Origin of the sequence: Erwinia billingiae Eb661 (genome assembly GCF_000196615.1) — a bacterium.
GTDB classification, from domain to species: domain Bacteria; phylum Pseudomonadota; class Gammaproteobacteria; order Enterobacterales; family Enterobacteriaceae; genus Erwinia; species Erwinia billingiae.
In genome coordinates, this window is sequence record NC_014306.1 from 5,038,687 (window position 1) to 5,062,328 (window position 23,642).

General features: G+C 57.0%; 22 protein-coding genes. 10 read left to right on the forward strand and 12 right to left on the reverse strand.

Annotated features, from left to right (window positions below):
* Nucleotides 1-8 precede the first annotated feature (8 nt).
* Nucleotides 9-1,952, reverse strand: a complete 1,944-nt coding sequence (locus EBC_RS24365; protein ID WP_231853726.1) for an autotransporter outer membrane beta-barrel domain-containing protein — start codon at nucleotides 1,950-1,952, stop codon at nucleotides 9-11.
* A 204-nt stretch (nucleotides 1,953-2,156) separates the two neighbouring features.
* Here EBC_RS24365 and EBC_RS24370 point away from each other — a divergent pair, with 204 nt between their 5' ends.
* From EBC_RS24370 to ghrB, 7 genes are all read left to right on the forward strand, one after another.
* A complete protein-coding gene (locus EBC_RS24370; protein ID WP_013204544.1) occupies nucleotides 2,157-2,720 on the forward strand; it encodes a DNA-3-methyladenine glycosylase I in 564 nt (187 codons plus the stop codon).
* Between the two features lie 110 nt (nucleotides 2,721-2,830).
* Entirely contained in the window at nucleotides 2,831-3,493 is a 663-nt protein-coding gene (locus EBC_RS24375; protein WP_013204545.1) for an OmpA family lipoprotein, read from the forward strand.
* A 230-nt stretch (nucleotides 3,494-3,723) separates the two neighbouring features.
* Complete coding sequence (locus EBC_RS24380) at nucleotides 3,724-4,758, forward strand: LacI family DNA-binding transcriptional regulator (RefSeq protein WP_013204546.1); 1,035 nt, start codon at nucleotides 3,724-3,726, stop codon at nucleotides 4,756-4,758.
* 148 nt (nucleotides 4,759-4,906) lie between these two features.
* The gene (locus EBC_RS24385; protein WP_013204547.1) at nucleotides 4,907-5,656 is read left to right on the forward strand and encodes a sugar phosphate isomerase/epimerase family protein; all 750 of its coding nucleotides are present in this window, start codon (nucleotides 4,907-4,909) and stop codon (nucleotides 5,654-5,656) included.
* Nucleotides 5,657-5,659: 3 nt separating this feature from the next.
* Nucleotides 5,660-6,613 (forward strand): sugar kinase, encoded by a 954-nt coding sequence (locus EBC_RS24390; protein ID WP_013204548.1) that lies wholly within the window; start codon nucleotides 5,660-5,662, stop codon nucleotides 6,611-6,613.
* Between the two features lie 92 nt (nucleotides 6,614-6,705).
* Nucleotides 6,706-7,992, forward strand: a complete 1,287-nt coding sequence (locus EBC_RS24395) for an MFS transporter (RefSeq protein WP_013204549.1) — start codon at nucleotides 6,706-6,708, stop codon at nucleotides 7,990-7,992.
* Nucleotides 7,993-8,043: 51 nt separating this feature from the next.
* Nucleotides 8,044-9,018 (forward strand): glyoxylate/hydroxypyruvate reductase GhrB, encoded by a 975-nt coding sequence (gene ghrB, locus EBC_RS24400; RefSeq protein WP_013204550.1) that lies wholly within the window; start codon nucleotides 8,044-8,046, stop codon nucleotides 9,016-9,018.
* Nucleotides 9,019-9,082: 64 nt separating this feature from the next.
* Here the strand turns inward: ghrB and kduD are convergent, their stop codons facing one another.
* On the reverse strand, nucleotides 9,083-9,844 hold the full coding sequence (gene kduD, locus EBC_RS24405) for a 2-dehydro-3-deoxy-D-gluconate 5-dehydrogenase KduD (protein WP_013204551.1): 762 nt from the start codon (nucleotides 9,842-9,844) through the stop codon (nucleotides 9,083-9,085).
* Nucleotides 9,845-10,147: 303 nt separating this feature from the next.
* Entirely contained in the window at nucleotides 10,148-10,345 is a 198-nt protein-coding gene (locus EBC_RS25940; protein ID WP_162096470.1) for a hypothetical protein, read from the reverse strand.
* Here EBC_RS25940 and EBC_RS24410 point away from each other — a divergent pair.
* Both EBC_RS24410 and EBC_RS24415 read left to right on the forward strand, forming a co-directional pair.
* The gene (locus EBC_RS24410; RefSeq protein ID WP_013204552.1) at nucleotides 10,307-11,557 is read left to right on the forward strand and encodes a valine--pyruvate transaminase; all 1,251 of its coding nucleotides are present in this window, start codon (nucleotides 10,307-10,309) and stop codon (nucleotides 11,555-11,557) included. The two genes, EBC_RS25940 and EBC_RS24410, sit on opposite strands and share 39 nt — an antisense overlap.
* A gap of 253 nt (nucleotides 11,558-11,810) precedes the next feature.
* Nucleotides 11,811-12,179, forward strand: coding sequence for a YceK/YidQ family lipoprotein (locus EBC_RS24415; RefSeq protein ID WP_013204553.1), 369 nt, complete (start codon nucleotides 11,811-11,813; stop codon nucleotides 12,177-12,179).
* Between the two features lie 14 nt (nucleotides 12,180-12,193).
* Here the strand turns inward: EBC_RS24415 and EBC_RS24420 are convergent, their stop codons facing one another.
* From EBC_RS24420 to yidA, 8 genes are all read right to left on the reverse strand, one after another.
* Entirely contained in the window at nucleotides 12,194-13,462 is a 1,269-nt protein-coding gene (locus EBC_RS24420) for a DUF3748 domain-containing protein (RefSeq protein ID WP_041692467.1), read from the reverse strand.
* Nucleotides 13,463-13,504: 42 nt separating this feature from the next.
* Complete coding sequence (locus EBC_RS24425) at nucleotides 13,505-14,446, reverse strand: 2-hydroxyacid dehydrogenase (RefSeq protein WP_013204555.1); 942 nt, start codon at nucleotides 14,444-14,446, stop codon at nucleotides 13,505-13,507.
* Nucleotide 14,447: 1 nt separating this feature from the next.
* On the reverse strand, nucleotides 14,448-15,761 hold the full coding sequence (locus EBC_RS24430) for an MFS transporter (protein WP_013204556.1): 1,314 nt from the start codon (nucleotides 15,759-15,761) through the stop codon (nucleotides 14,448-14,450).
* A 294-nt stretch (nucleotides 15,762-16,055) separates the two neighbouring features.
* On the reverse strand, nucleotides 16,056-17,204 hold the full coding sequence (dgoD, locus tag EBC_RS24435; protein ID WP_013204557.1) for a galactonate dehydratase: 1,149 nt from the start codon (nucleotides 17,202-17,204) through the stop codon (nucleotides 16,056-16,058).
* Nucleotides 17,201-17,818 carry a 2-dehydro-3-deoxy-6-phosphogalactonate aldolase gene (locus EBC_RS24440; protein ID WP_013204558.1) on the reverse strand — a complete coding sequence of 206 codons (618 nt, stop codon included), beginning with the start codon at nucleotides 17,816-17,818 and terminating at the stop codon, nucleotides 17,201-17,203. The genes dgoD and EBC_RS24440 overlap by 4 nt, the downstream gene beginning before the upstream one ends.
* Entirely contained in the window at nucleotides 17,802-18,683 is an 882-nt protein-coding gene (locus tag EBC_RS24445) for a 2-dehydro-3-deoxygalactonokinase (RefSeq protein ID WP_013204559.1), read from the reverse strand. The genes EBC_RS24440 and EBC_RS24445 overlap by 17 nt, the downstream gene beginning before the upstream one ends.
* A complete protein-coding gene (locus EBC_RS24450) occupies nucleotides 18,680-19,375 on the reverse strand; it encodes a FadR/GntR family transcriptional regulator (RefSeq protein ID WP_013204560.1) in 696 nt (231 codons plus the stop codon). Before EBC_RS24450 ends, EBC_RS24445 begins: the two co-directional genes overlap by 4 nt.
* A gap of 177 nt (nucleotides 19,376-19,552) precedes the next feature.
* Nucleotides 19,553-20,362 carry a sugar-phosphatase gene (gene yidA, locus EBC_RS24455; RefSeq protein WP_013204561.1) on the reverse strand — a complete coding sequence of 270 codons (810 nt, stop codon included), beginning with the start codon at nucleotides 20,360-20,362 and terminating at the stop codon, nucleotides 19,553-19,555.
* Nucleotides 20,363-20,546: 184 nt separating this feature from the next.
* On the opposite strand from yidA, the gene EBC_RS24765 reads away from it, so the two are divergent.
* Nucleotides 20,547-21,155 (forward strand): helix-turn-helix domain-containing protein, encoded by a 609-nt coding sequence (locus EBC_RS24765; RefSeq protein ID WP_013204562.1) that lies wholly within the window; start codon nucleotides 20,547-20,549, stop codon nucleotides 21,153-21,155.
* Between the two features lie 61 nt (nucleotides 21,156-21,216).
* Here the strand turns inward: EBC_RS24765 and gyrB are convergent, their stop codons facing one another.
* Nucleotides 21,217-23,625 carry a DNA topoisomerase (ATP-hydrolyzing) subunit B gene (gene gyrB, locus EBC_RS24465; protein WP_013204563.1) on the reverse strand — a complete coding sequence of 803 codons (2,409 nt, stop codon included), beginning with the start codon at nucleotides 23,623-23,625 and terminating at the stop codon, nucleotides 21,217-21,219.
* Between the last annotated feature and the right edge of the window lie 17 nt (nucleotides 23,626-23,642).

Below are 23,642 nucleotides of genomic sequence, written 5' to 3' on the forward strand. Positions count from 1 at the left end.
ATTTAAATTCAGAAGCGTGCGCTGACCCCGAGGTTATACATAAACTGTTCCCCGGAACTCAGCCCGCCGGTCTGGGAAACGGAGGCAAAGGCCGCCACCGAATCCCCCAGCGGCATATGGGCACCGACGGTGACATCCACCCAGTTGCTGTCCTGCTCTGCCGTATCACGGGTGAACGAGGTTTGGGTGGATTTCAGTCCGCCGCCCGCCCGCCAGACGTTATCGCCAAACTGGTGGTTATAACTGACCTCCGCCCACGGGTTCAGCCAGCCCAGCTGGGAATCGACCCGCCAGCCCAGCGCACCAATCTGTGAGTGATAGTTCTGATCATCAAAGCGCATGGCGGTGCTGCTGTTGCCCTGCTCCTGATAGCCGTCCACCGAACTGTAATCCAGCGCGTATTGCGCTACCGGGCCGGTGGTCAGCAGCGTGCCGACCGGGAAGTCCCAGCCGGTGGTGACTCTCGCGCCGATCTGGGTGCCGTTGGTTTCACCGCTTTCGGTTCGCGTGGCGGGCCCCAGCGTCAGGCGACGCTTGATGCTGTCGTAACTGGCCGAGGCATAGTGCGCGTCGGTATTCACCCAGCCGTTATCGAAGAACGACAGCTCGCTGTAGGCCGAAATCAGCCAGCCGCGCATCTTATACTCATAATCTGGCGTCGGTTGCTGCGAGTCGTTAGAGCCGGAGACCAGCGCGCCCACCAGCAGCGTGTCGGTCAGCTTGTAGTCCACGCCCAGCGTCAGATTATGCGTGGTGGCATCGCCATCGCCGGCGGCGAGGTTGCCGGAATAGTCATTGTGTTGGCCAGCATAGCCGCCATACAGGCTGAACGCGCCCTGCGGATACTCGCCGTGGCGCTGCTGTTGCAGATGGCTGTCGAGGGTGGCGCGCGCATCGCGGGACATCGCCAGCGTCGCCTGATTCAGCGCCACCACCTGCGCAGGCGCGTCCAGCACCGACTGGATGTAATCGGCAATCAGCAAATGGGTGGCAGGACTGGGATGCAGACGGTCAGCAAACAGAAACGCCTGCTGGCTGGAGAAGCCCGGCGTTGAGGAGCTGCACAGCGCCGCAGACACGCCCGGCGGACAGGCCATGCCGGCGGTGTTACTCAGGCCATAATGCGCCGGATCGGCCAGCACTTCGTTAAACAGCCCGTTGATATCAACCCGGACAATGTTGCCACCCTGACGGGCCAGCTGCGCGTCTTCCTGTTGGTTATAGCTGTCGGTTAACGCACTGGCCTGCGCGCTGAGCGCTTGCCAGGCATCAAACAGCTGGTCGGCGATCGCATCCTGCAACACGCTGACCGTGGTGAGCTGTCCGGCCGCGGCGGTCAACGCCTGCTTGATCGCCTGGTTGCGGGCATCGGGATTAAGGGTAGTCTGACTGTTCAGCGAGGCAAACGCGGCGGTCAGCGCTGAATTAGCGACGGGTGCGAGGCCGGCCTGGATCACCGCCTCCAGCAGCGCCGGCGTGGCGCCAATATTGGGCACGGTGGGCACAATGACCGTGTTGGCGCCGGCGGTTAGCAGCGCATGAACCTGATTAGCCGCCGCGAACGCGCTGGTACTGACAATACCGTTCGCCGCCACGGGATTGAGGGCAGCGGCCGCCAGATCGTTACCGCCAACCCAGTGGACATACAGGCCATCCGCATCGGCCCGGCCCCCGTTGGCAGCGAGGTAAGTCTGCACCTGGTCGGCGGTATTATCGACCGGATTAAGCGCCGCCACCGCCACCGCATCACCGGCGGCGTAGTTGGTCCCGCCGCGATCGGAAGGGCGCAGAGATTGATTAATTTTGGCCGCCAGCACATCGTCGTACAGCGGATGCTGGCTGCCATCCCAGGTGTAACGGCCATTGTTGCCGCTGTCACTCAGGCTGTCGCCAAAGACATAAATCTGATCCCAGCCGAGGGCCGGGCTGCTTGCACAGAGATAACACGCCATCGACACTGCCCCAAAGGCCAGATAGCGTGTGCCATACCGTTTCTTTGACATGAAATGACTCCAGAAAAGAGCCTAAAATCGATAAGAGTGCGCGTATTATTGAATTTATTTACTGGTCAACCTGTCACTAACTATTGCCTGGAACGCGATAACGTCAAGGCAGCGGTGATTATTTTTCGGTCAACTTCATAAGGAAATTTAACCATGCAGCGATGCGGCTGGGTTTCACAGGATCCGATCTATCTTGCCTACCACGATACCGAGTGGGGCGTACCGATCACCGACGGCCGGGCGCTGTTCGAAATGCTCTGTCTGGAAGGGCAAATGGCCGGGTTGTCGTGGCTGACGGTGTTGAAAAAGCGCGAAAATTACCGCAACGCCTTCCATCAGTTCGATCCGCAGGCGGTGGCGCTGATGAATGAGGACGACATTGAACGCCTGATGCAGGACAGCGGCATTATTCGTCATCGCGGCAAAATCGCGGCAATTATTGCCAATGCCCGCGCGCTGCTGGCAATGGAAGCCCGGGGCGAACCGTTTAACACCTTTATCTGGGATTTTGTCGATAACGCGCCGCAAATTCACCGACATGCCGATTATCGCACCGCACCGACCTTTAGCCCGGTCTCTGATGCGCTTTCAAAGACCCTTAAAAAGAAAGGTTTTAAATTTGTTGGTACCACCACCTGTTATTCATTTATGCAGGCCTGCGGGCTGATTAACGATCATGTTACCGGCTGTTTTTGTCACCCGGATAACCTGAAGTAGCGTCTCTTTACACTTTAAGACCAAAGCACCGTTATTTTTTGGAAATTCCTCGGCATAATCGGCGTTTTACGGGCAAATTTGCCCGCCGTTGCAATTGAAAAGGAATCCCGATGAAGACGCGTTTTACGACTCTTGCTCTGGTTTTGAGCGGTACGATCGCCCTGTCAGCCTGTACGACGAATCCGTACACCGGCGAGCGCGAAGCAGGTAAGTCTGGTATTGGTGCTGGCCTTGGGGCGGCCGTGGGCGCGGGTGTCGGCATGCTGTCATCCTCGAAAAAGGACCGAGGCAAAGGCGCGCTGATTGGCGCAGCGGCCGGTGCGGCGCTCGGCGGTGGTGCGGGCTATTATATGGATGTGCAGGAAGCCAAGCTGCGTGACAAAATGAAGGGTACCGGCGTCAGCGTTACCCGTCAGGGCGACAATATCGTGCTGAATATGCCGAATAACGTCACCTTCGACAGCAGCAGCAGTACGCTGAAACCGGCGGGCGCCAACACCCTGACCGGCGTGGCGATGGTACTGAAAGAGTATCCAAAAACCGCGGTTAACGTGGCGGGCTACACCGACAGCACCGGCTCCCGTCAGCTGAACATGACCCTGTCGCAGCAGCGTGCGGACAGCGTCGGCAGCGCGCTGATCACCCAGGGCGTGGCCGCGAATCGCGTGCGCACCAGCGGAATGGGCCCGGATAATCCGGTCGCCTCTAACAGCACCGCTGAAGGCAAAGCGCAGAACCGTCGCGTGGAAATCACCCTCAGCCCGCTGCAGTAAGTTTGTCCGTGCCGGGCGGCGCGTTTAGCCCGGCAATTCCCCCTATTCCGTCAAGCCACTTCCCTTTCACAACTGCATTCCACGGGCCGAAGCGCAAAGATGGGCGCGCCGGCGCTTATGCTTTATGATGGCCCGATCCGCTTTCGGCAATTCCGGGCTATCTTAGGGTAACAAGGCCAGTACTGGCTGAAAGGTCGTTTTTCTTCACTGTGACAGTTTTAAGGATCGCTATGAACCGCAAGGCGGCACGAGCCACCATCAGCGACGTCGCTAAAGCGGCAAAGACCGGGAAAACCAGCGTCTCGCGTTATCTGAACGGCGAGCAGAACGTCCTGTCGGCGGATTTAAAGCAGCGGATTGAAACCGCCATTGCCGAGCTCAACTATCGCCCAAGCCAGATGGCGCGCGGGCTCAAACGCGGCCGCACCCGCTTAATCGGCCTGATTATTGCCGATATCACCAATCCCTATTCGGTCGATGTGATGTGTGGCATTGAAGCTGCCTGCCGCGCGCAGGGCTTTACCTTGCTGATGTGTAACACCAACAACGAGGTCGATCAGGAGCAGCATTATCTCAACCTGCTGAGCAGTTATCAGGTCGAGGGGATTGTGGTGAATGCGGTGGGGATGCGCGAAGAAGCGCTTAACCAGCTTCAGCAATCCTTTTTGCCGATGGTGCTTATTGACCGAAAAATTCCTGATTTCCCCTGTGATGTGGTCGGTCTGAACAACGCTGAAGCGGCGACCGAGGTCACCACTCACCTGATCGGACAGGATTATCAGGCCATTCTGTTTGTGACCGAGCCGCTGGGCATGGTCAACACCCGCCACGAACGCCTGCGCGCCTTTCAACACACCATGGCACAGCACCCCGACCGCCTTGCCGAAAAAGCGGAAGTCGCCCTCACCGACAGCGCCGGCATGGATCGGGTTCTGCACGCCTTCTGGCAGCAGCACGGGGAAAAACGTTGCGCGGTGATGGTGGTTAACGGCGCATTGACGCTGCAGGTTGCCCGTTCGCTGAAGCGCCTTGGCCTCAACTGGGGTGAGCACATTGGCCTGCTGGGCTTTGATGAGCTGGAGTGGTCAGAGCTGGCCGGCGTCGGCATCACCACCTTTAAGCAGCCGACCTGGCAGATCGGCTATTCCGCGCTGGAACAGGTGATCCGCCGCATTGATGGCGACACCTCGCCACCGAATGACTGCGTGTTCTCCGGCGAGCTGATTGTTCGCGGATCGACGACCTTACTGCACAACAAAGCCTGATCCCCTCAGGCTTTTTCAGACCATTCCCGCCAAAATCCTGTTCACATCGTGAGCGCGATCATAAAACGACACTCTGCCCCTTTGCTTTGGAACCGGTTCCATTTAACGTTTTTATAACGCCAAGGCCATCCCGTGCCTGGAGGACCCGATGGAAAGAGAAGTGATAGTCGTCACCGCGGCCTATGGTCGCGAAAAAATTGCCGCACTCGGCGGCCAGCAGGCGGTCGTGCCGATCGTCGCCGCAGCGGGTGCAGATGGCGTGGAGATCCGCCGTGAATTGTTCAGCGATAAAGAGCTGCAATCGCTGCCGGCACTCGGCAAAGCCATTGCCGATGCGCGCCTGACCGCCTTTTATTCGGTGCCGGAAGCGCTGTTTACCGAACAGGGTGAGCTTAATCCGCACCTCGATCGTCACCTGGTCGAAGCTGAGCAATTAAACGCCCAGCGACTAAAATATTCGCTGGGGCACTATCAATGTGGTTTTGACGCTTCCGCACTGCGCGAAAAGCTGGCAGGTCAGCCTGTCCAGCTGGTGGTTGAGAACGATCAGACCGATTGCGGCACGCTGGCTGCGCTTGAGGGCTATGCCCGGGACGGTGGCGAAGCACGCGCCGACAGCGGGTTGACCTTCGATATGGGCAACTGGCTGTGGGTGGGCGATGAGCCCATCGCCGCGGCCCAGCGCCTCAGCCCTTACGTCACGTATATCCACGTTAAAGCCGCCGCGCGCAAAGGTCACGCCTGGCAGGCTGTGGCGTTGGATGATGCCGATAACCTGTGGCGCGAAACGCTGGCGCTGTTACCGCGCGAGGTGCCGCGCGGCATTGAATTCCCACTGGAAGGCGACGATCTGGTTGCCGTCACCCGCCACTACGTTGACCTGTTGAAAGAGGATTAAGCGATGAGTCTGCATAACAACGGCACGCTGGATGCGGTGACAATTGGTGAAGCGATGGCGATGTTTGTGGCCACCGAAGCCGGAGATTTGGCGGCGGCCGAACGCTTTGTGAAGCGTATTGCCGGTGCTGAGCTGAACGTGGCGATTGGCCTTGCCAGGCTCGGACTGAAGGTGGGCTGGGTCAGCCGCGTCGGTGACGACTCGTTTGGCCGCTTCACCTTGCAACAGCTGGAAAAAGAGGGCGTGGATCATCGCCAGGTGACCACCGATGCCCGTTACGCCACCGGTTTTCAGCTGAAATCAAAAGTGGATGACGGCTCAGATCCGCTGGTGGAATATTTCCGCAAGGGCTCCGCCGCCAGCCATCTGTCCGTCGATGACTTCAACCGCGACTATTTTGGCTCAGCGCGCCACCTGCATTTAAGCGGCGTGTCGGCGGCAATTTCGGCCTCCTCGCTGGCGCTGTCTAAACACGCCGCGCAGGAGATGAAGCAGATGGGCAAAACCATCTCTTTCGATCCGAATCTGCGCCCGGTGCTGTGGCCGAGCGAGCGCGAAATGGCCAAACAGCTGAACACGCTGGCCGGTTTTGCCGACTGGGTGCTGCCCGGTATCAGCGAAGGCAAAATACTCACCGGCTACGATCAACCGGAAGCCATTGCCGATTTTTACCTCGATATGGGCGTCAAAGCGGTGATTGTGAAAACCGGCTGCGACGGCGCCTGGTATAAAACCTCAGCGGGCGAAAAAGGCCAGGTCGAGGCAATCAAAACGGAGAAGGTCGTGGACACCGTCGGCGCAGGCGATGGCTTTGCCGTCGGGGTGATCAGCGCGTTACTGGAAGGAAAACCGTTGCCCGCAGCGATTCGTCGCGGCAACAAAATCGGCTCACTGGCGATTCAGGTGATCGGCGACAGCGAAGGGTTACCGACGCGCGCTGAACTGGGCGATTTCTAGCCCTTAACCACTGCCAGAGCCGGCAACATAATGAAACCGCATCGTTTCCCTACAGGACAGAATGCGGTAAACCTCAAACAGAGGATCCACCTATGAACAAACAGAAAACAATCGCGCCTAAACGCTGGTGGTACATCATGCCCATCGTGTTTATCACCTACAGCCTGGCGTATCTGGACAGGGCAAACTTCAGCTTTGCCTCCGCTGCAGGGATAAACGACGATCTGGGGATCACCAAAGGCATGTCATCGCTGCTGGGCGCCCTGTTCTTCCTCGGCTACTTCTTCTTCCAGATCCCTGGCGCTATCTATGCCGAACGCCGCAGCGTGAAGAAGCTGGTGTTCATCTGTTTGATTCTGTGGGGCGTCTGCGCGTCATTAACCGGCATGGTGAGCAACATTCCGATGCTGGCGGCGATTCGCTTTGTGCTCGGCGTGGTGGAAGCGGCGGTAATGCCCGCGATGCTGATTTATATCAGTAACTGGTTCACCAAATCCGAACGTTCACGCGCCAATACCTTCCTGATCCTCGGTAACCCGGTCACCGTGCTGTGGATGTCGGTGGTGTCTGGCTATCTGATTGAAGCCTTCGGCTGGCGTGAGATGTTTATTTTCGAAGGGATCCCGGCGGTGATTTGGGCGGTTGCCTGGTGGTTTATGGTGCAGGACAAGCCTGCGCAGGCCAAATGGCTGAGCGACGATGAAAAAGCCGCGCTGCAGGCGCAGCTGCAAAAAGAGCAGGAAAATATCAAAGCGGTGCGCAATTACAGCGAAGCTTTTAAATCCCGTAACGTGATTATCCTGTGTGTTCAGTACTTTACCTGGAGCATTGGCGTGTACGGCTTCGTGCTGTGGTTACCGTCGATTCTGCGTAACGGCAACCAGATGGGCATGGTCGAAGCCGGCTGGCTGTCCGCCGTTCCTTACCTCGCCGCGACGATTGCGATGATTGTGGTCTCCTGGGCGTCGGATAAGTTACAAAACCGCAAATTGTTTGTCTGGCCGTTGCTGCTGATTGGCGCGCTGGCGTTTTTAGGGTCATATCTTGTAGGAGCCAATAATTTCTGGCTGTCGTTCACCCTGCTGGTGATTGCCGGTGCTGCGATGTATGCCCCTTACGGGCCGTTCTTCGCCATTATTCCGGAGATGCTGCCGCGTAACGTGGCCGGTGGCGCCATGGCGCTGATCAATGCGATGGGTGCGCTGGGCTCATTCCTCGGTTCGTGGGTGGTCGGTTACCTGAACGGTGCCACCGGCAGCCCTTCAGCGTCGTATATCTTTATGGGAGGATCGCTGTTGATTTCAGTCTGGCTGACGTTGATTGTGAAGCCGGCGGAGAATAATCAGCCCCCGATGCCCCGCGGCGCTAAACACGCTTAAAAATGCAAAACGGGCCAGCTGGCCCGTTCCTCAATTTAAAAGGGAGACGAAATGAAACCTTCTGTGGTGCTGTATAAAAAATTACCGGACGATCTGCGCTCAAAGCTCGACGCCCATTTTACCGTCACCGAGATCAACGGCCTGACCCCAGAAAACCTGAGTCAGCACGCGGCGGCTTTTCAGCAGGCTGAAGGCATTCTGGGATCCGGAGGCAAGGTTGACGCCGACTTCCTGAGCAAAGCACCAAAGCTGCGTGCCGCCTCCAGCGTCTCGGTTGGCGTGGATAATTTCGATATCGCCGCCCTTAACGATCGCGGTGTGGTGCTGATGCACACGCCTACCGTGCTGACCGAAACCGTGGCCGATACCATGATGGCGCTGGTGCTGGCATCGGCCCGTCGCGTGACCGAAGTCGCCGAGCGGGTGAAAGCCGGTGAGTGGAAAAGCAATATTGGCGCGGACTGGTTCGGTATCGACGTTCACCACAAAAAGCTGGGTATTTTGGGCATGGGCCGTATCGGCCTGGCGCTGGCACAGCGCGCGCACCTCGGCTTCAGCATGCCGATCCTCTATAACGCGCGTAAGCATCATGAAGAAGCCGAACAGCGTTTTGATGCCACCTATTGCGACCTTGATACGCTGCTGAAAGAGTCTGATTTCCTGTGCATCAGCCTGCCGCTGACTGACGAAACCCATCACCTGATTGGCCGTGAGCAGCTGGCAAAAATGAAGTCCAGCGCGGTGCTGATCAATGCGGGTCGCGGTCCGGTGGTCGATGAGCAGGCGCTGATTGCGGCCCTGAAAGACGGCACGATCCACGCCGCAGGTCTGGATGTCTTTGAGCAGGAGCCGTTACCGGCAGACTCTCCGCTGCTGACGCTGCCAAACGTGGTGGCGCTGCCGCATATCGGTTCGGCGACCCATGAAACGCGTTATGGTATGGCCAGCGATGCGGTGGATAACCTGATTGCGGCGTTGACCGGCAAGGTAGAGAAAAACTGCGTGAACCCGCAGGTGATCAAATAAGCCGAGACGGGCTTAAAAGGAAGGACCAGGCCACCCATCCTGCCGGTGGCCTGGCGTTTACCCCTTAGCGTGCCAGCCAACCGCCATCGACCGCCAGCGTGTAGCCATGCACATAGTCTGAAGCGGGCGAGGCCAGAAACACTACCGGCCCTTTCATATCTTCAGGACGGCCCCAGCGGCTGGCCGGAATGCGGTCAACGATTTCCCCGTTGCGCTTTTCATCCGCCCGAAGCTGCTGCGTATTGTTGGTCGCCATATAGCCCGGCGCAATCGCATTGACGTTGATGCCGTGCTTCGCCCACTCATTCGCCAACAGACGCGTCACGCCCATGACCGCGCTTTTCGACGCGGTGTAAGAAGGCACCCTGATCCCGCCCTGATAAGAGAGCATTGAGGCAATATTGACGATTTTGCCGCCGTGACCCTGCTTAATAAACTGTTTCGCCACCGTCTGGGACATAAAGAACACCGATTTAATGTTCAGGTTCATTACGTCGTCCCAGTCTTTTTCGCTGAAGTTGATCGCATCTTCGCGACGGATGATGCCGGCGTTATTGACCAAAATATCGACCCTGCCGAATTCGGCGACCGCAGTTTCTACCAGACCGGCAAGGCACTCAATCTGTCCCAGATCGGCGGTCAGACTCAGAAAGCGACGACCCAGTCCTGCCACCATGCCGTGGGTTTCGGTGGGTTCGACAATATTAATGCCGACAATATCGCAGCCCGCCTCGGCCAGCCCAACGGCCATTCCCTGCCCCAGCCCGGTATCGCAGCCGGTGACGATGGCCACACGGCCCTGCAAGCTAAACGTATTCAAACTCATGGTGATCTTCCTTTTCAGTGGCTAATTTAATTTCCACCCATTCCTCCCAGACACGCATTAATTCCGCCGTGATAATGGGATTAGCCTTAAATACAATTAAAAGAGGTATAACAGCGCGTGCAAAACATCCATGATGATTTGTCGAGGGCACACTATAGCCAAAGAGAAACCCCGATAACCGTGATCGACGTCGAAATTAACGAGGATTGATACGTTATTTTCATAAAAACAAAACGCTGTTTCATTTATTATTAATGCGGCATGTTAATTACCGGTTAATTATTTCAAGGTAATGTTAAGGTATTATTTAATGGCAGCGACGACCAGCACAGGATGCCCCGGCCGCGCAAGGAAACCTGCTTTAACAAATGCTTTACCGTTTTCACGGAGGTGCGATTGCATCCCGCCTGGGCTGGCGTTAAGGTAAACCTCCACACGATCAGACAAAGTAGTTAACACGTTATGAGCTTTTCCGCCTTCGGTGACAAATTTACGCAACATTCAGGCATTACGCGCCTGATGGAAGATATGGGTGAAGGATTACGCACACCGGGAGCAGTGATGCTGGGCGGCGGCAATCCCGCACAGATCCCCGCAATGAATGACTATTTCCAGCAGCTGCTGCAACAGATGCACGATGAAGGCAAGCTTGCCGAGGCGTTGTGCAACTATGATGGCCCGCGCGGAAAAACCACGCTGCTGGAGTCGCTTTCTACTCTGCTGCGCGAACAGCTTGGCTGGGAAATCAGCCCGAAAAATATCGCCCTCACCAACGGCAGCCAGAGCGCGTTCTTCTATCTGTTTAACCTGTACGCCGGCCGTCGCGCCGATGGCAGCAAAAAGCGGGTGCTGTTCCCGCTGGCACCGGAATACCTCGGCTATGCCGATGCCGGGCTGGATGAGGATCTGTTTGTCTCCACCCGTCCAAATATCGAGATGCTGCCGGAAGGCCAGTTTAAATATCACGTTGATTTTGAGCATCTCAACATCACCGATGACACCGGGCTAATCTGCGTCTCACGCCCGACCAATCCCACCGGCAACGTGATCACCGACGAAGAGCTGATGAAGCTCGATGTGCTGGCGCAACAGCATCAGATCCCGCTGCTGATTGATAATGCCTATGGCGTGCCTTTCCCCGGCATTATCTTTAGCGAAGCGCGACCGCTGTGGAACCCGAACATTATTCTGTGCATGAGCCTGTCGAAGCTCGGCCTGCCGGGCGCGCGCTGCGGCATTATCATTGCCGATGAGAAAGTGATTTCGGCCATCAGCAATATGAACGGCATTATCAGCCTGGCGCCCGGCAGTATTGGCCCGGCAATCGCCAATGAGATGATCCAGCGTGGCGATTTGCTGCGCTTGTCGGAAGAGGTGATCAAGCCGTTCTATCAGCAGCGGGTGACCGAGACGATTGCCGTCATTCGCCGCTATTTGTCGGAAGATCGCTGCCTGATCCATAAGCCGGAAGGGGCGATTTTCCTCTGGCTGTGGTTTAAAGACCTGCCCGTTTCAACCGAAGTGCTGTATCAGCGGCTGAAAAAGCGCGGCGTGTTGATGGTGCCCGGCCACTTCTTCTTCCCCGGTCTGGAGCACGAATGGCCACATACGCATCAATGTATGCGCATGAACTATGTGCCGGACAACGACACCATCGAACGGGGAATTGCCATCCTCGCCGAAGAGATCGCACGGGCGCATCAGGAAGGATAAAAAAGGGCCGCTGCTGCGGCCCTTGCTTTTGGCGGGCCGAAAACCTCAGCATCCTGCACAACCGCATTTGTGACGCCGACGGGGCTTTCAGGGCATCGAAACGCAAATTTTTTAACCATCTGCCGATGAATGTCATACACTCAGGGAAGAATTCGTCGCACCAGTGCATGAGTCGCCACAGAGCGGCCGGGAACTCCCTGCACATGACGATAACAATCAGGCCGGCGTTGCCGTGACTGAAGGGATGATGATGATGAAAGTGTTAAATAAATGCCGCTGTGCCGGTCTGCTGGCCTGTCTTTCTCTGGTCAGCACCACGGGATGTTCCAGCATAATGAGCCATGCCGGCCCGGATCAGGGGTACTATTCCGGCACACGTGCTGGCGCAGCGACCGTTGCAGACAGCAATAACGGCTGGGTGATGCGTCCGCTTGCTGCCCTCGACCTGCCGTTTTCAGCCGTAGTGGATACGATTTTGCTGCCATGGGATTACTATCGTAGCGGCAAAGACCAGACGGCAAGCTCCCCGCGTGAACGCGTGCTGCAAAGCGAGCGGCTAAACCACACTAACGAAAGCCTCGCCACGGCGGCCCCAATGCCGAGCACTACGCCTCCTCAGTAACGGCGTCAGGCAAATTATTCCCCCACGCTGACCACAAACACTTGTTGCCAGCCGTTGACGTTGCGCAGGTAGGCCACATGCAATCCATCCGGCGAACAGACCACCGCATCCGCCAGTGGCGCGTCGTCCGTTCTTGCCGTCAGACGCTGCAGCTTGCCGCTCGCCACGTGACATAGCATCACGCTGTTATCGTTGATCAGCGCCACTGCGCGCCCATTCGGATGCCAGCTGAAGGCGGACTGAATATCACTCTTCGCCTGTGTGACCTGCCGTGGCTCGCCGCCCGTTGGCGCAACCGTCCACAGCTGAACCACCCCCGCGTCATCTTTCATCAAAAATGCAATGGCGCGCCCGTCAGGCGAACTGCGTAACCAGTGACGCGGCGCGGTTGCCAGGCCAGGATAAGCACGTTGATGGGTGAAGGTCAGGCGGCGCTGGAAGACGTTTTCCGGCGGCGCAGGCAGGCTGGTTGGGGTTCCGGCCAGCGGCGCATCGCCCTCCAGCGCGTAATCGGCCATTTTCGCCGGCAGATCGACCAGAAACACCTCCGGCACCTTGTCGCCGTTTGCTGCCAGCGTGTCGCCAATAAAGGCCAGCGCCCAGCGCTGACGGTGACCATCATGTTTCAGATAGCCCTCTTCACCGACCCAGCCCTCTTCATATGCCCGGTTGATATCGTCACTGCCGGCCACCGGTGTTGAGGTGGTTTTGCTCACCAGTACGCAATAATGGCTGCCATCGTATTCGCGGGGATGCTGCTTCGGCGGGCACACCGCATGCAGCGGCACGGCAACGCCGACGTTACGTAAATCTTCGCCGTTGTGCAGCTCATGCATCAGATGATCGTTATAGGTAAAGCTAAGGCGCGAGCCGTCAGGGCTGAAGACATGCACGTGCGTGCCGCCCCGCAACGCGCCGGCGGTGAAAGGTGGCGTGATATCGCAGGCGTCCAGATTCTCAAGATGGCCGTGTTGAATAATGACGCCACGGCGATGGTGAAAATCATACTTCCACTGGCTGTCCGGGTGTTCCGGGCCGTGGATGCACACATAGCGCGGCGGTAAATCGGGGCTGGCGGTGACCACGCCGACATGCGCGCCGTCTTTGGCCTGATACAGCACTTCCGTCTGGCCACTGAGGTTAACCCGCTCAACGGTCAGGCTGGTAAAGGTGGCGCCATTTGGCCGCACGTCATACACCAACCACTGGCTGTCTGCCGTCCAGATGTTGATGTTAGTGAGTTGGTGATTGCGTGGATCAAACGTCAGCTGTGTCTCTGTCATCATGCTTACCCCTAGCCGTCTATGCAGCTAAGGGTAATGCATTCAGCGGCTTTCGGGTACTGGCGAGACCAACGGTGAACCGTTAAAAAATGCCGCCACGTTATCCAGCACCAGCTGAGACATCGCCTGGCGCGTGGCCCAGGTGGCGCTGGCCATATGCGGCGTCAGCACCACATTTGGCCGGTTTTGTAATGCCGCCGGCACCCGTGGTTCGTCGCTGAACACGTCCAGCCCGGCGCCGCCCAGCGTGCCGGCATCCAGTGCCGCGATCAGCGCCTGTTCATCCACCACGCTGCCGCGCCCAACGTTGATCAGAATGCCGTCGCAGCCCAGCGCATCCAGCACGTCGCGGTTAATCAGATGGCGATTGCTGGCGGTGCCGGGTGCGCAGACCAACAGGAAGTCGCACTCTTTTGCCAGCGCCACCACATCAGGCTGATAGCGATACGCTACGTCTTGCAGCGGCGAACGGTTGCAGTAGGCGATCGACATATCAAATGCCTGCGCGCGTTGGGCTACCGCCTGGCCAATACGTCCCAGCCCGACAATCCCTAACGCCGCGCCGGACACCTTGCGGGTCCACGGAAAGCTTCCCTGCGACCATTTTCCCTTCTCGATAAAGGTCTGTGCCGCCGGGATCTGACGGGACGTGGCCAGCATCAGACCGAGAGCGAGGTCAGCGACGTCTTCCGTCAGCACATCCGGCGTGTGGCTCACCTTAACCTGATGATCACGCGCGGCCTGCACATCAACGCCGTCATAGCCGACACCAAATACCGCAATCAGCTTGAGGGCCGGTAAAGCGGCGATCTGCTCGCGGGTCACCACCCCTTCGCCATTGGTCAGCACCACTTCAAACTCCCCCGCCATGCCGGAAAAATCGCGGTCGCTCAGGGTGCTGTATTCCACCACCTCATACGCTTCCTGCAGGGCGGACATCAGGGGCGCGGGCAAGCCGGCCAGCTGCAATACTTTCTTCTTCATTTCAATTACCTGACTGAGGGTGAGGAACGGATTTCAGCGCATCACGCGAAGGGCGTGACACGATAATGCCGATCACCCCACCGAGGATGAGCGCCACGGCCACAATCAGCAAACCGTAATGGTAGCTGTTGGTCATGTCTTTGATTTTGCCAAGGATCGGCGGTAAACCGAGGCCGACAAAGTTCGCCACGGTATTAATAAAGGCGATGGAGGCAGCCGCCGCCACACCGGCCAGTTTTTCGGTGGTGACCGCCCAGAAAATCGGGGTCAGCGCAAAGTTAAAGCCGACGGTCAGCACCAGCAACAGATAGGACACCACCAGATTGCCGGAATAAATCGCCACCGCCAGGGCCAGCCCGGAGAAGATCAGCGGCAGCCCCATATGCCAGGAGCGTTCGTTGGTTTTGTCAGAATGGCGACCGTTCAGGTACATAAACAGGCAGGCCATCACAAACGGCACGGCTGAAAGCAGGCTGATAACGAAGTTGCTCTGTTCGGCGGCCATACTTTTGATGATCAGCGGCATAAACAGCGTAATGCCGATGGAGCCAAAGGCCTGCAGGAACCACACCAGGCTCAGCAGCAACACCGTTTTGTCTTTCAGGGCGCTCCACCAGGCGTGATTTTTACCGATCTCTACGCCGACATTGTCCTGCTGCAAACGCTGCTTCAGCCAGGATTTCTGCTCCGGGTTTAACCAGGGCGCATGGTCGGGTGTATCCGGCAGGCGCCACAGTACCAATACGCCCAACACCAGGGCCGGAATACCTTCCAGCGCGAACAGCCAGCGCCATCCGGCAATTTCCGCAATGCCGTGCATATTCAGGATCGCACCCGATACCGGCAGCCCAATAATGGAGGCGGCAACCGAGCCCATATAGAAGAAGGACATCGCACGGGCGCGGTTACTTTTCGGGAACCAGCAGGAGATGTAATAGATGATGCCTGGGGCAAACCCGGCTTCTGCCATGCCCAGTAAAAAGCGCATCACGTACAGCTGATTGGCGCTGTGTACAAAGGCCATCCCGGTACTGACAATGCCCCAGGTAATCATGATGCGGGCGATCCAGCGGCGCGCACCGACTTTGGTCATAATCACATTGCTGGGGATCTCAAACAGAATATAAGAGATATAAAACATGCCGACACCCAGGCCATACATACTGGCAGACAACCCCAGATCCGCATTCATTTGCAGCGCGGCAATCGAGATATTGGTCTTATCCAGATTCGCCACAAAATAGCAGATGACGATAAACGGAATTATTTTCGCGTTCAGTTGTTTCAGCGTAGAGGTATACAGATCGGTGGTCATAATAATAACCTCGGTGGGCGTTATCGCCATATTCGGGCAGCAGAAACACCGCCCGCAGCGCACGCGGAGTTTTTAGGGTATGTCATTATTATTATTGCTATAACACTATTTAACTAAGACCCAGCTTTTACTCTTTTGCCTTGGCCTTTAATTAACTCTCTCCCATGTTAATCTCCAGGCCCCTGGTTTTCTGGCAAGGCAGCCAGGAAACCGATCCCGATGAGCTGACCAGAGTCAGTGATTCGGGTCAGTTTCCGCAGCGAACGCCGCCAGAAAGCCAGGGGAGCAGGAGATTTACCATTCGGCAACGGAGCCGTCCGGGAACCGCCACAAAGGATTCCGCCAGTCCTGCACCTGCTGACTGCGTTCAATCACCAGCTGTTCGTTAATTTCCACGCCCAGCCCCGGTTTATTCAGCGGTGCAAAGTGGCCGCCCTTCATATTGAAGTCTTCTTTATTCACCACATAATCCAGCAATTCCGCGCCTTTATTGTAGTGAATGCCCATACTCTGCTCCTGGAATACCGCATTGCGCGAAACAAAATCCACGTGCAGGCAGGATGCCAGCGCAATCGGTCCCAACGGACAGTGCGGTGCCAGCGCGACGTCATAGGCTTCCGCCATCGCGGCAATTTTAAAGCACTCGGTAATCCCACCGGCGTGGGAGAGATCCGGCTGCAGAATCGCCAGCCCGCCCGCTTCCAGCACCCGTTTAAATTCAAAGCGGGAATACATCCTTTCTCCCGCCGCAATCGGCAGATGGGTCTGGGCCGCCAGCCGCGGGTAATATTCCGCCTGCTCCGCCAGCACCGGCTCTTCAATAAACAGCGGACGGTAAGGCTCCAGCTCTTTGATCAGGATTTTGGCCATCGGCGCACTGACGCGTCCGTGGAAATCCAGACCAAACTCGATCTCGTTACCAAAGGCTTCGCGGATCTGCGCTACGGTGTTGACTGCCGCATCCACTTTGCGCGAGCTGTCGATAATCCCCATCTCTTCGCAGCCGTTCAGCTTGAAGGTATCAAAGCCGATTTCGCGCAGTTTCTTAATGCCATCAATCACTTCGGCCGGACGATCGCCGCCCACCCAGCTGTAGGCTTTGATACTGTCACGCACCAGGCCACCGAGCAGCTGCCAGACCGGCACGCCCAGCACCTTGCCTTTGATATCCCACAACGCCTGGTCGATACCGGCGATGGCGCTCATCAGGATCGGGCCACCACGGTAGAAACCGCCGCGATACATCACCTGCCACAAATCATTAATGCGCGCCGGATCCTGGCCAATCAGATACTCAGACAGCTCATGTACCGCCGCTTCGACGCTTTTTGCCCGCCCTTCAATCACCGGCTCGCCCCAGCCAACCACGCCTTCGTCGGTTTCAATTTTCAGGAACATCCAGCGCGGCGGCAGGCGATAGGTGGTTAATTTGGTGATTTTCATTGTACGGCTTCCTTATAGGCGGCAACGAACGCGCGTGCCTGCGCTGCGGTGCGGGTTACCGGCTGTCCGGCGCGATAGAGATCGCTGCCCAGCCCAGCGCCCACGCAACCGGCAGCCAGAAACGCATGAAGATTTTCAGGGGTGACGCCGCCTACGGCGAACACCGGCACATCCGCAGGCAGCACCGCTTTCAGCGCCTTGATGTAATCCGGGCCAAAGGCGGAAGAAGGGAAGATTTTCAGCGCCTGCGCACCGGCCTTCAGCGCGGCGAAGGCTTCCGACGCCGTGGCGCAGCCTGCGGCCACCGTCATGCCACGCTCCACGGCGCGGCGGATCACCGCGGGATCGGTATTGGGCGTCACCACCAGCTTGCTGTTAATGGCGGCCAGGCGATCGACCTGTTCAGGCTCCAGCACCGTACCCGCCCCAATCAGCGCCTGATGGCCAAAAGTCGTCACCATGTTGGCAATGCTCAGTTCCCAGTCTGGCGAATTCAGTGGGATTTCAATGGCATCGAAACCGGCATCAATCAGCGCGGCGACATGCTCCTCAGCCTCTTCCGGGCGAATGCCGCGCAGAATAGCGATTAGCGGCAGCTTAGTTGACCAGTTCATCGGCGATACTCCTGATTCCGTATTGGAAGGCGGTGTCGCCTTCCAGCAAATGGGCCGATAGTCCACTTAAGGTCATCGCCTGCTGATAGCGATCGGCCAGTGAACTGCCGGCGATAAGGGTAATCGGCGCCGTTTCACCCGGCATAAAGGTCTCTTTCATCAGCGCAACTTCATGACCAATCAACAGGCCGGAAAGAAACTCGCTGACCGATTCCCGCGGACGCGTGCCCAGCACATGGGCCGCGCGCACCTCAAACAGTCTGCTGAGAATGCTGCGGTCGTTAGCGCCGGTTTCCAGCCCCTGACGGAACGCTTCGGCATCCGGCTGTTGTGCGGGTAAACCGGCACCCACCAGCGAATGATTGAGCAGAACATGGTGCAGTTCGCCGGTGATCACCGTACGAAAATCGACAATCTTGCCGCCATCTGCCCTCACCCATTTTGAGTGCGTGCCCGGCATCACATAATGCGACGCGGGATGCCGTTGCGCGGCACCGAGCAACTGCGTTTCTTCGCCGCGCATCACATTGACGTTATCGCGGCGGTCGATGCTCAGGCCCGGCACAATCCAGGCGAGGCCATCCACCCTGGTCAGGCGCGACGCGATATCCCCCAGCGCGACCGGACAAGGCAGATAGGGCACGCTTAACCAGCCGGCGTTACTGCCCACCATGCCGGCCATCACCACCGGCACGTCGTCCACCGGCCAGCCTTCGGTCACGCGGGCAAAGACCTCTGCCGGCGTGCGGCCATTGAGCCGGGTGATGCCGGATTCAGAACGACGTTCCTCCTGGCAGATGCCCTCACGGTAATACCAGGCACGCAGGTTGGTGGAACCCCAGTCGATAGCGATATAGCGGGTCACGTGATGTCCTTTAGTCGTCGGGTTGAACTGGCGATCATCGTCAGTGCCGCCTGTTCAGCCTCATCCGGCTTCTGATGGCGAATGGCGTCAAACAGCGCTTTATGCTCCTGCAAGGTATTGGGCATATTGCCGCTATCAGGCATGTAAGTGCGTTCAAAAACCGCTAACTGCAGCGAACTGATGGCCACGCTAAGCTGCTGAAGCACCGGGTTATGCACCGATTCCAGCACCGCTTCGTGATAGCGAATATCGGCCTGATTAAAGGCTTCGCGGTCACGGTGATGCGTGACCATATCGTTCAGCGCCGCCTCGATGTTGGCTAAATCCCGCGAGGTGGCCCGCTCGGCAGACCAGCGCGCAATTTGCGGTTCCACCAGGTTGCGCACTTCGCTCATCGCGGCGATCAGGCGCGGATCCTGATCGTGCTTCAGCGACCATTGCAGCACGTCGCTGTCGAGGAAATTCCACTGGCCGCGCGGGGTCACAAAGGCGCCGCGATAGCGTTTCATCTCAATCAGCCGCTTGGCCATCAGCGATCGGTACACTTCGCGAATGATATTGCGCGAGGTGCTGAACTGCTCGCAGAGCTCAGCTTCTGCCGGCAATGAGGCACCGGGCGCATATTTGCCCGCTACCACCTCTTCGCCGAGGGTCAGAATGATACGGTCCGTTTTGCTGAGGTCGTCTTTCATGATGTTCCATGGAGAATAGCGAAGGGGGTATTGTAGTACCCATAACTCAGGTTGTACTACAATCCAGATCACAAAACAGACAATCCACCCGAGGCAGATCGGGGGAAGCAGGAGAAATCAGGGAGGGATGCGAAGGAAGAGAAACGTCCCGGACTGGCCGGGACGCTGGGTCAGGCATTACAGCACAAACTTCTCGATGGCATAGGCCACGCCGTCTTCCAGGTTGGTTTTGGTGACAAACTGGGCGATAGCTTTGACCGATTCAATGCCATTTCCCATCGCCACGCCGGTGCCGGCAAATTCCAGCATCGCCATGTCGTTTTCCTGATCGCCGATGGCCATCACTTCATCACGGGACAGGCCGAGACGGTCGGCAAGCGCCTTAACGCCCGCGCCTTTATTCACCTTTTTATTCAGGATTTCAAGGTAGTAAGGCGAGCTTTTCATGATCGTCGCGCGCTCACGCGCTTCCTCCGGCAGGCGGGCAATGGCCTTGTCGAGGATTTCAGGCGGATCGATCATCATCACTTTCGGGAAGGTCATGCTGCTGTCCATCTCTTCAACCGCACGATAGTGCAGCGGAATGCCGGTCAGGAACGACTCATGCACGGTGAACGCGCTGATGTCTTTATTGGCGGTATACAGCTCGGATTTGGTCAGCGCCTGGAAGTGAACGCCCAGCTCACGCGCCAGCTTTTCAAAATAGAGGTAGTCATCGTGGGTTAACGTCGCTTCCGCCACGCACTCACCGGTAGCCGCCTGCTGAACCAGCGCGCCGTTATTAGTGATGCAGTATTGCCCTTCGTGCTGTAAATCCAGCTCCATCAGGTAACGCTGCACGCCGATAAACGGCCGGCCGGTGGCCAGCACCACAGAAACACCTTTCTCACGGGCGGCCTGAATCGCCTTTTTTACCCCAGGAGTCACTTCATGCTGTGGGTTTAGCAGGGTGCCATCCATATCAATCGCAATCAATTTTATTGCCATAACGTCCTCGTCAGCTAACGGTTTGCTTCATGCTAGCGCGATTCAGCTCGCATTGACCAGCCCGAACAAACGGCATATCGCTAAAACCCGTCGGGAACGGCACCTAAAGGCAAATTTATTCGATGTGTGGTTTTTGAACAAATGTGAGATGATAACCGAGCGTGACATTCAAGGAGGAAACAGAATGAATATTGTCATCGTCAGTAAAGATAGTTTTTTTATCTCGGGTGCAATCGGTCTTATCCAGGAAGCCTGGCTCCCGCAATATGAGGGAAATCCGGTGTTTTTGGTGGCGGATGCTAACAGAGAGTTACTCACAGCAAATATCATCCTCACCGATGAATTTAAGTTAATACCAGGTAAAAAATCTCGGGCAAAATCGCTTCAGGAATCAGAGGATCCGTCCAGGGAGCGTTGCCTGTCGATCTGGCTGGCCGCAGCGTGCCATGCAGAAAACCGTTCCTGCCAGCAACATAAATATCAGGTGACCCAACGTGATTCGAGGCAACGGCTGGTTGAACTGTTCAGCTATAAAAATGCCCGCGGTTCGGCTTCATCACCCTTTTACGATCCCCGCCATTGTGGCACCCAGGATCCGATTACCCTTAGCAAACAACAGGCTATGGTAGTCAAATATACGCGTCTGGGTCTGTCACTTACCGATATTTCGCGTCTGACCAGTCTGAGTGTCAAAACCATCAGCACCCATAAACGTGCGGTAATGCGTAAGCTCGGCATGAAAAATAACAGTGAGTTTTACCGTTATGCGTTAGTGGGGGGGAATCCGCCCTAGAGACGACAGCCATAAAAAAAGGCAGATCCTGGGATCTGCCTTTCTTGTGACTCAGTACGCGTTAAATATCGATGTTCGCTGCACGCAGCGCATTCTCTTCGATAAAGGCACGACGAGGTTCAACCGCATCGCCCATCAGCGTGGTAAACAGCTGGTCAGCGGCAATCGCATCTTTCACCGTCACACGCAGCATACGGCGGCTGTCTGGATCCATGGTGGTTTCCCACAGCTGCTCCGGGTTCATCTCACCCAGACCTTTGTAGCGCTGAACCGTCAGGCCACGACGTGACTCTTTCACCAGCCAGTCCATCGCCTGCTCGAAGCTCTCGATCGGCTGACGGCGCTCACCACGTTCGATGAAGGCATCTTCTTCGATCAGGCCACGCAGTTTTTCACCCAGCGCGCAGATCTTACGGTATTCACCGCCGGAGACGAATTCGTTATCCAGAGGATAATCGGTGTCCACGCCGTGAGTACGGATGCGAACAATCGGCTCGAAGATATGCTGTTCCAGATTCTCACGCACCAGACCGCTGTAAGAGCTACCGTGCTGCTCTTTCTCGTTCAGCATCACAATCAGCCCGTCAATCCAGCTCTGTACCGTCGCCTGTTCAGACAGGTCGCTCAGCGTTGAGTGGTAGATCAGCGAGTTCAGCAGGGCTACCGGATAACGGCGCTCCATACGTTTGATCATTTTACGGGTGCTGTTGAATTCTGACACCAGCGTTTCCAGCGGCGCGCCGCCCAGTGCCGGTGCTTCGGCGTTGGTGTGCAGGGTTGCGCCATCCAGCGCGATCGCGATTTGGTACTGATCCATCGCGTCATCATCCTTGATGTACTGCTCCTGCTTGCCTTTCTTCACTTTGTACAGCGGTGGCTGGGCAATATAGACATGGCCACGCTCGATGATTTCCGGCATCTGGCGGTAGAAGAAGGTCAGCAGCAGCGTACGGATGTGCGATCCATCCACGTCGGCATCGGTCATGATGATGATGCTGTGATAACGCAGTTTGTCCGGGTTGTATTCGTCACGGCCGATGCCGCAGCCCAGCGCGGTGATCAGCGTGGCAACTTCCTGCGAGGCGAGCATCTTATCGAAGCGCGCTTTCTCAACGTTGAGGATTTTACCTTTCAACGGCAGGATCGCCTGGTTTTTACGGTTACGTCCCTGCTTGGCGGATCCGCCTGCAGAGTCACCCTCCACCAGGTAGATTTCGCACAGCGCCGGGTCACGCTCCTGACAGTCAGCCAGTTTGCCTGGCAGACCTGCCAGATCCAGCGCGCCTTTACGGCGGGTCATTTCACGCGCACGACGGGCCGCTTCACGGGCACGGGCCGCATCGATAATTTTACCGACCACGATTTTCGCATCGGTCGGGTTTTCCAGCAGGTATTCCGCCAGCAGTTCGTTCATCTGCTGCTCAACCGCTGTTTTCACCTCAGAAGAGACCAGCTTGTCTTTGGTCTGTGAGGAGAATTTCGGGTCCGGCACTTTCACCGATACCACCGCAATCAGGCCTTCACGGGCATCGTCACCGGTGGCGCTGACTTTCGCTTTCTTGCTGTAGCCTTCTTTATCCATGTAGGCGTTCAGCGTACGGGTCATCGCGGTACGGAAACCAACGAGGTGCGTGCCGCCATCGCGCTGTGGGATGTTGTTGGTAAAGCAGTAAATGTTTTCCTGGAAACCGTCGTTCCACTGCAGCGCCACTTCCACGCCAATGCCGTCTTTTTCCGTCGAGAAATAGAAGACATTCGGGTGAATCGGGGTTTTGTTCTTGTTCAGGTACTCAACGAACGCCTTGATGCCGCCTTCGTAGTGATAGTGATCCTGACGAGCATCACGCTTGTCTTCCAGCTTGATCGACACGCCGGAGTTCAGGAACGACAGCTCACGCAGACGCTTGGCGAGGATTTCATATTCGAAATCGGTCACGTTGGTGAAGGTCTGATGGCTTGGCCAGAAACGTACGCGGGTACCGGTCAGATCGGTTTCACCGGTCACGTGCAGTGGCGCCTGTGGCACGCCATGAACGTAAATCTGATTGTGAACCTTGCCTTCGCGGCGAATGGTCAGCTCCAGCTTTTCAGACAGGGCGTTAACCACTGAAACGCCGACGCCGTGCAGACCACCGGAAACTTTATAGGAGTTGTCATCAAATTTACCGCCTGCGTGCAGCACGGTCATGATCACTTCTGCCGCAGAAATGCCTTCTTCTTCATGGATGCCGGTAGGAATACCACGGCCATCATCCTGAACGGATACGGAGTTATCCGCATGAATAGTCACCAGAATATCTTTACAGTGACCGGCGAGTGCTTCGTCGATAGCGTTATCCACGACCTCGAATACCATGTGATGCAGACCGGTGCCGTCATCCGTATCGCCGATATACATACCCGGGCGCTTGCGTACTGCATCAAGCCCTTTAAGAACTTTGATACTTGAGGAGTCATAAGAATTCGACATCAACGTTTCTCGCTCGT

What these genes read in the sequence shown, in the direction of transcription:
- EBC_RS24425 (WP_013204555.1), bottom strand. Translation starts at nt 14,446, where the DNA reads ATGAAGAAGAAAGTATTGCAGCTGGCCGGCTTGCCCGCGCCCCTGATG.
- EBC_RS24450 (WP_013204560.1), bottom strand. Translation starts at nt 19,375, where the DNA reads ATGAAAGACGACCTCAGCAAAACGGACCGTATCATTCTGACCCTCGGC.
- kduD (WP_013204551.1), bottom strand. Translation starts at nt 9,844, where the DNA reads ATGAGTTTGAATACGTTTAGCTTGCAGGGCCGTGTGGCCATCGTCACC.
- EBC_RS25940 (WP_162096470.1), bottom strand. Translation starts at nt 10,345, where the DNA reads ATGTTGCGTAAATTTGTCACCGAAGGCGGAAAAGCTCATAACGTGTTA.
- EBC_RS24380 (WP_013204546.1), top strand. Translation starts at nt 3,724, where the DNA reads ATGAACCGCAAGGCGGCACGAGCCACCATCAGCGACGTCGCTAAAGCG.
- yidA (WP_013204561.1), bottom strand. Translation starts at nt 20,362, where the DNA reads ATGGCAATAAAATTGATTGCGATTGATATGGATGGCACCCTGCTAAAC.
- gyrB (WP_013204563.1), bottom strand. Translation starts at nt 23,625, where the DNA reads ATGTCGAATTCTTATGACTCCTCAAGTATCAAAGTTCTTAAAGGGCTT.
- EBC_RS24365 (WP_231853726.1), bottom strand. Translation starts at nt 1,952, where the DNA reads ATGGCGTGTTATCTCTGTGCAAGCAGCCCGGCCCTCGGCTGGGATCAG.
- EBC_RS24430 (WP_013204556.1), bottom strand. Translation starts at nt 15,761, where the DNA reads ATGACCACCGATCTGTATACCTCTACGCTGAAACAACTGAACGCGAAA.
- EBC_RS24385 (WP_013204547.1), top strand. Translation starts at nt 4,907, where the DNA reads ATGGAAAGAGAAGTGATAGTCGTCACCGCGGCCTATGGTCGCGAAAAA.
- EBC_RS24375 (WP_013204545.1), top strand. Translation starts at nt 2,831, where the DNA reads ATGAAGACGCGTTTTACGACTCTTGCTCTGGTTTTGAGCGGTACGATC.
- dgoD (WP_013204557.1), bottom strand. Translation starts at nt 17,204, where the DNA reads ATGAAAATCACCAAATTAACCACCTATCGCCTGCCGCCGCGCTGGATG.
- EBC_RS24390 (WP_013204548.1), top strand. Translation starts at nt 5,660, where the DNA reads ATGAGTCTGCATAACAACGGCACGCTGGATGCGGTGACAATTGGTGAA.
- EBC_RS24420 (WP_041692467.1), bottom strand. Translation starts at nt 13,462, where the DNA reads ATGACAGAGACACAGCTGACGTTTGATCCACGCAATCACCAACTCACT.
- EBC_RS24415 (WP_013204553.1), top strand. Translation starts at nt 11,811, where the DNA reads ATGAAAGTGTTAAATAAATGCCGCTGTGCCGGTCTGCTGGCCTGTCTT.
- EBC_RS24765 (WP_013204562.1), top strand. Translation starts at nt 20,547, where the DNA reads ATGAATATTGTCATCGTCAGTAAAGATAGTTTTTTTATCTCGGGTGCA.
- EBC_RS24440 (WP_013204558.1), bottom strand. Translation starts at nt 17,818, where the DNA reads ATGAACTGGTCAACTAAGCTGCCGCTAATCGCTATTCTGCGCGGCATT.
- EBC_RS24410 (WP_013204552.1), top strand. Translation starts at nt 10,307, where the DNA reads ATGAGCTTTTCCGCCTTCGGTGACAAATTTACGCAACATTCAGGCATT.
- ghrB (WP_013204550.1), top strand. Translation starts at nt 8,044, where the DNA reads ATGAAACCTTCTGTGGTGCTGTATAAAAAATTACCGGACGATCTGCGC.
- EBC_RS24370 (WP_013204544.1), top strand. Translation starts at nt 2,157, where the DNA reads ATGCAGCGATGCGGCTGGGTTTCACAGGATCCGATCTATCTTGCCTAC.
- EBC_RS24395 (WP_013204549.1), top strand. Translation starts at nt 6,706, where the DNA reads ATGAACAAACAGAAAACAATCGCGCCTAAACGCTGGTGGTACATCATG.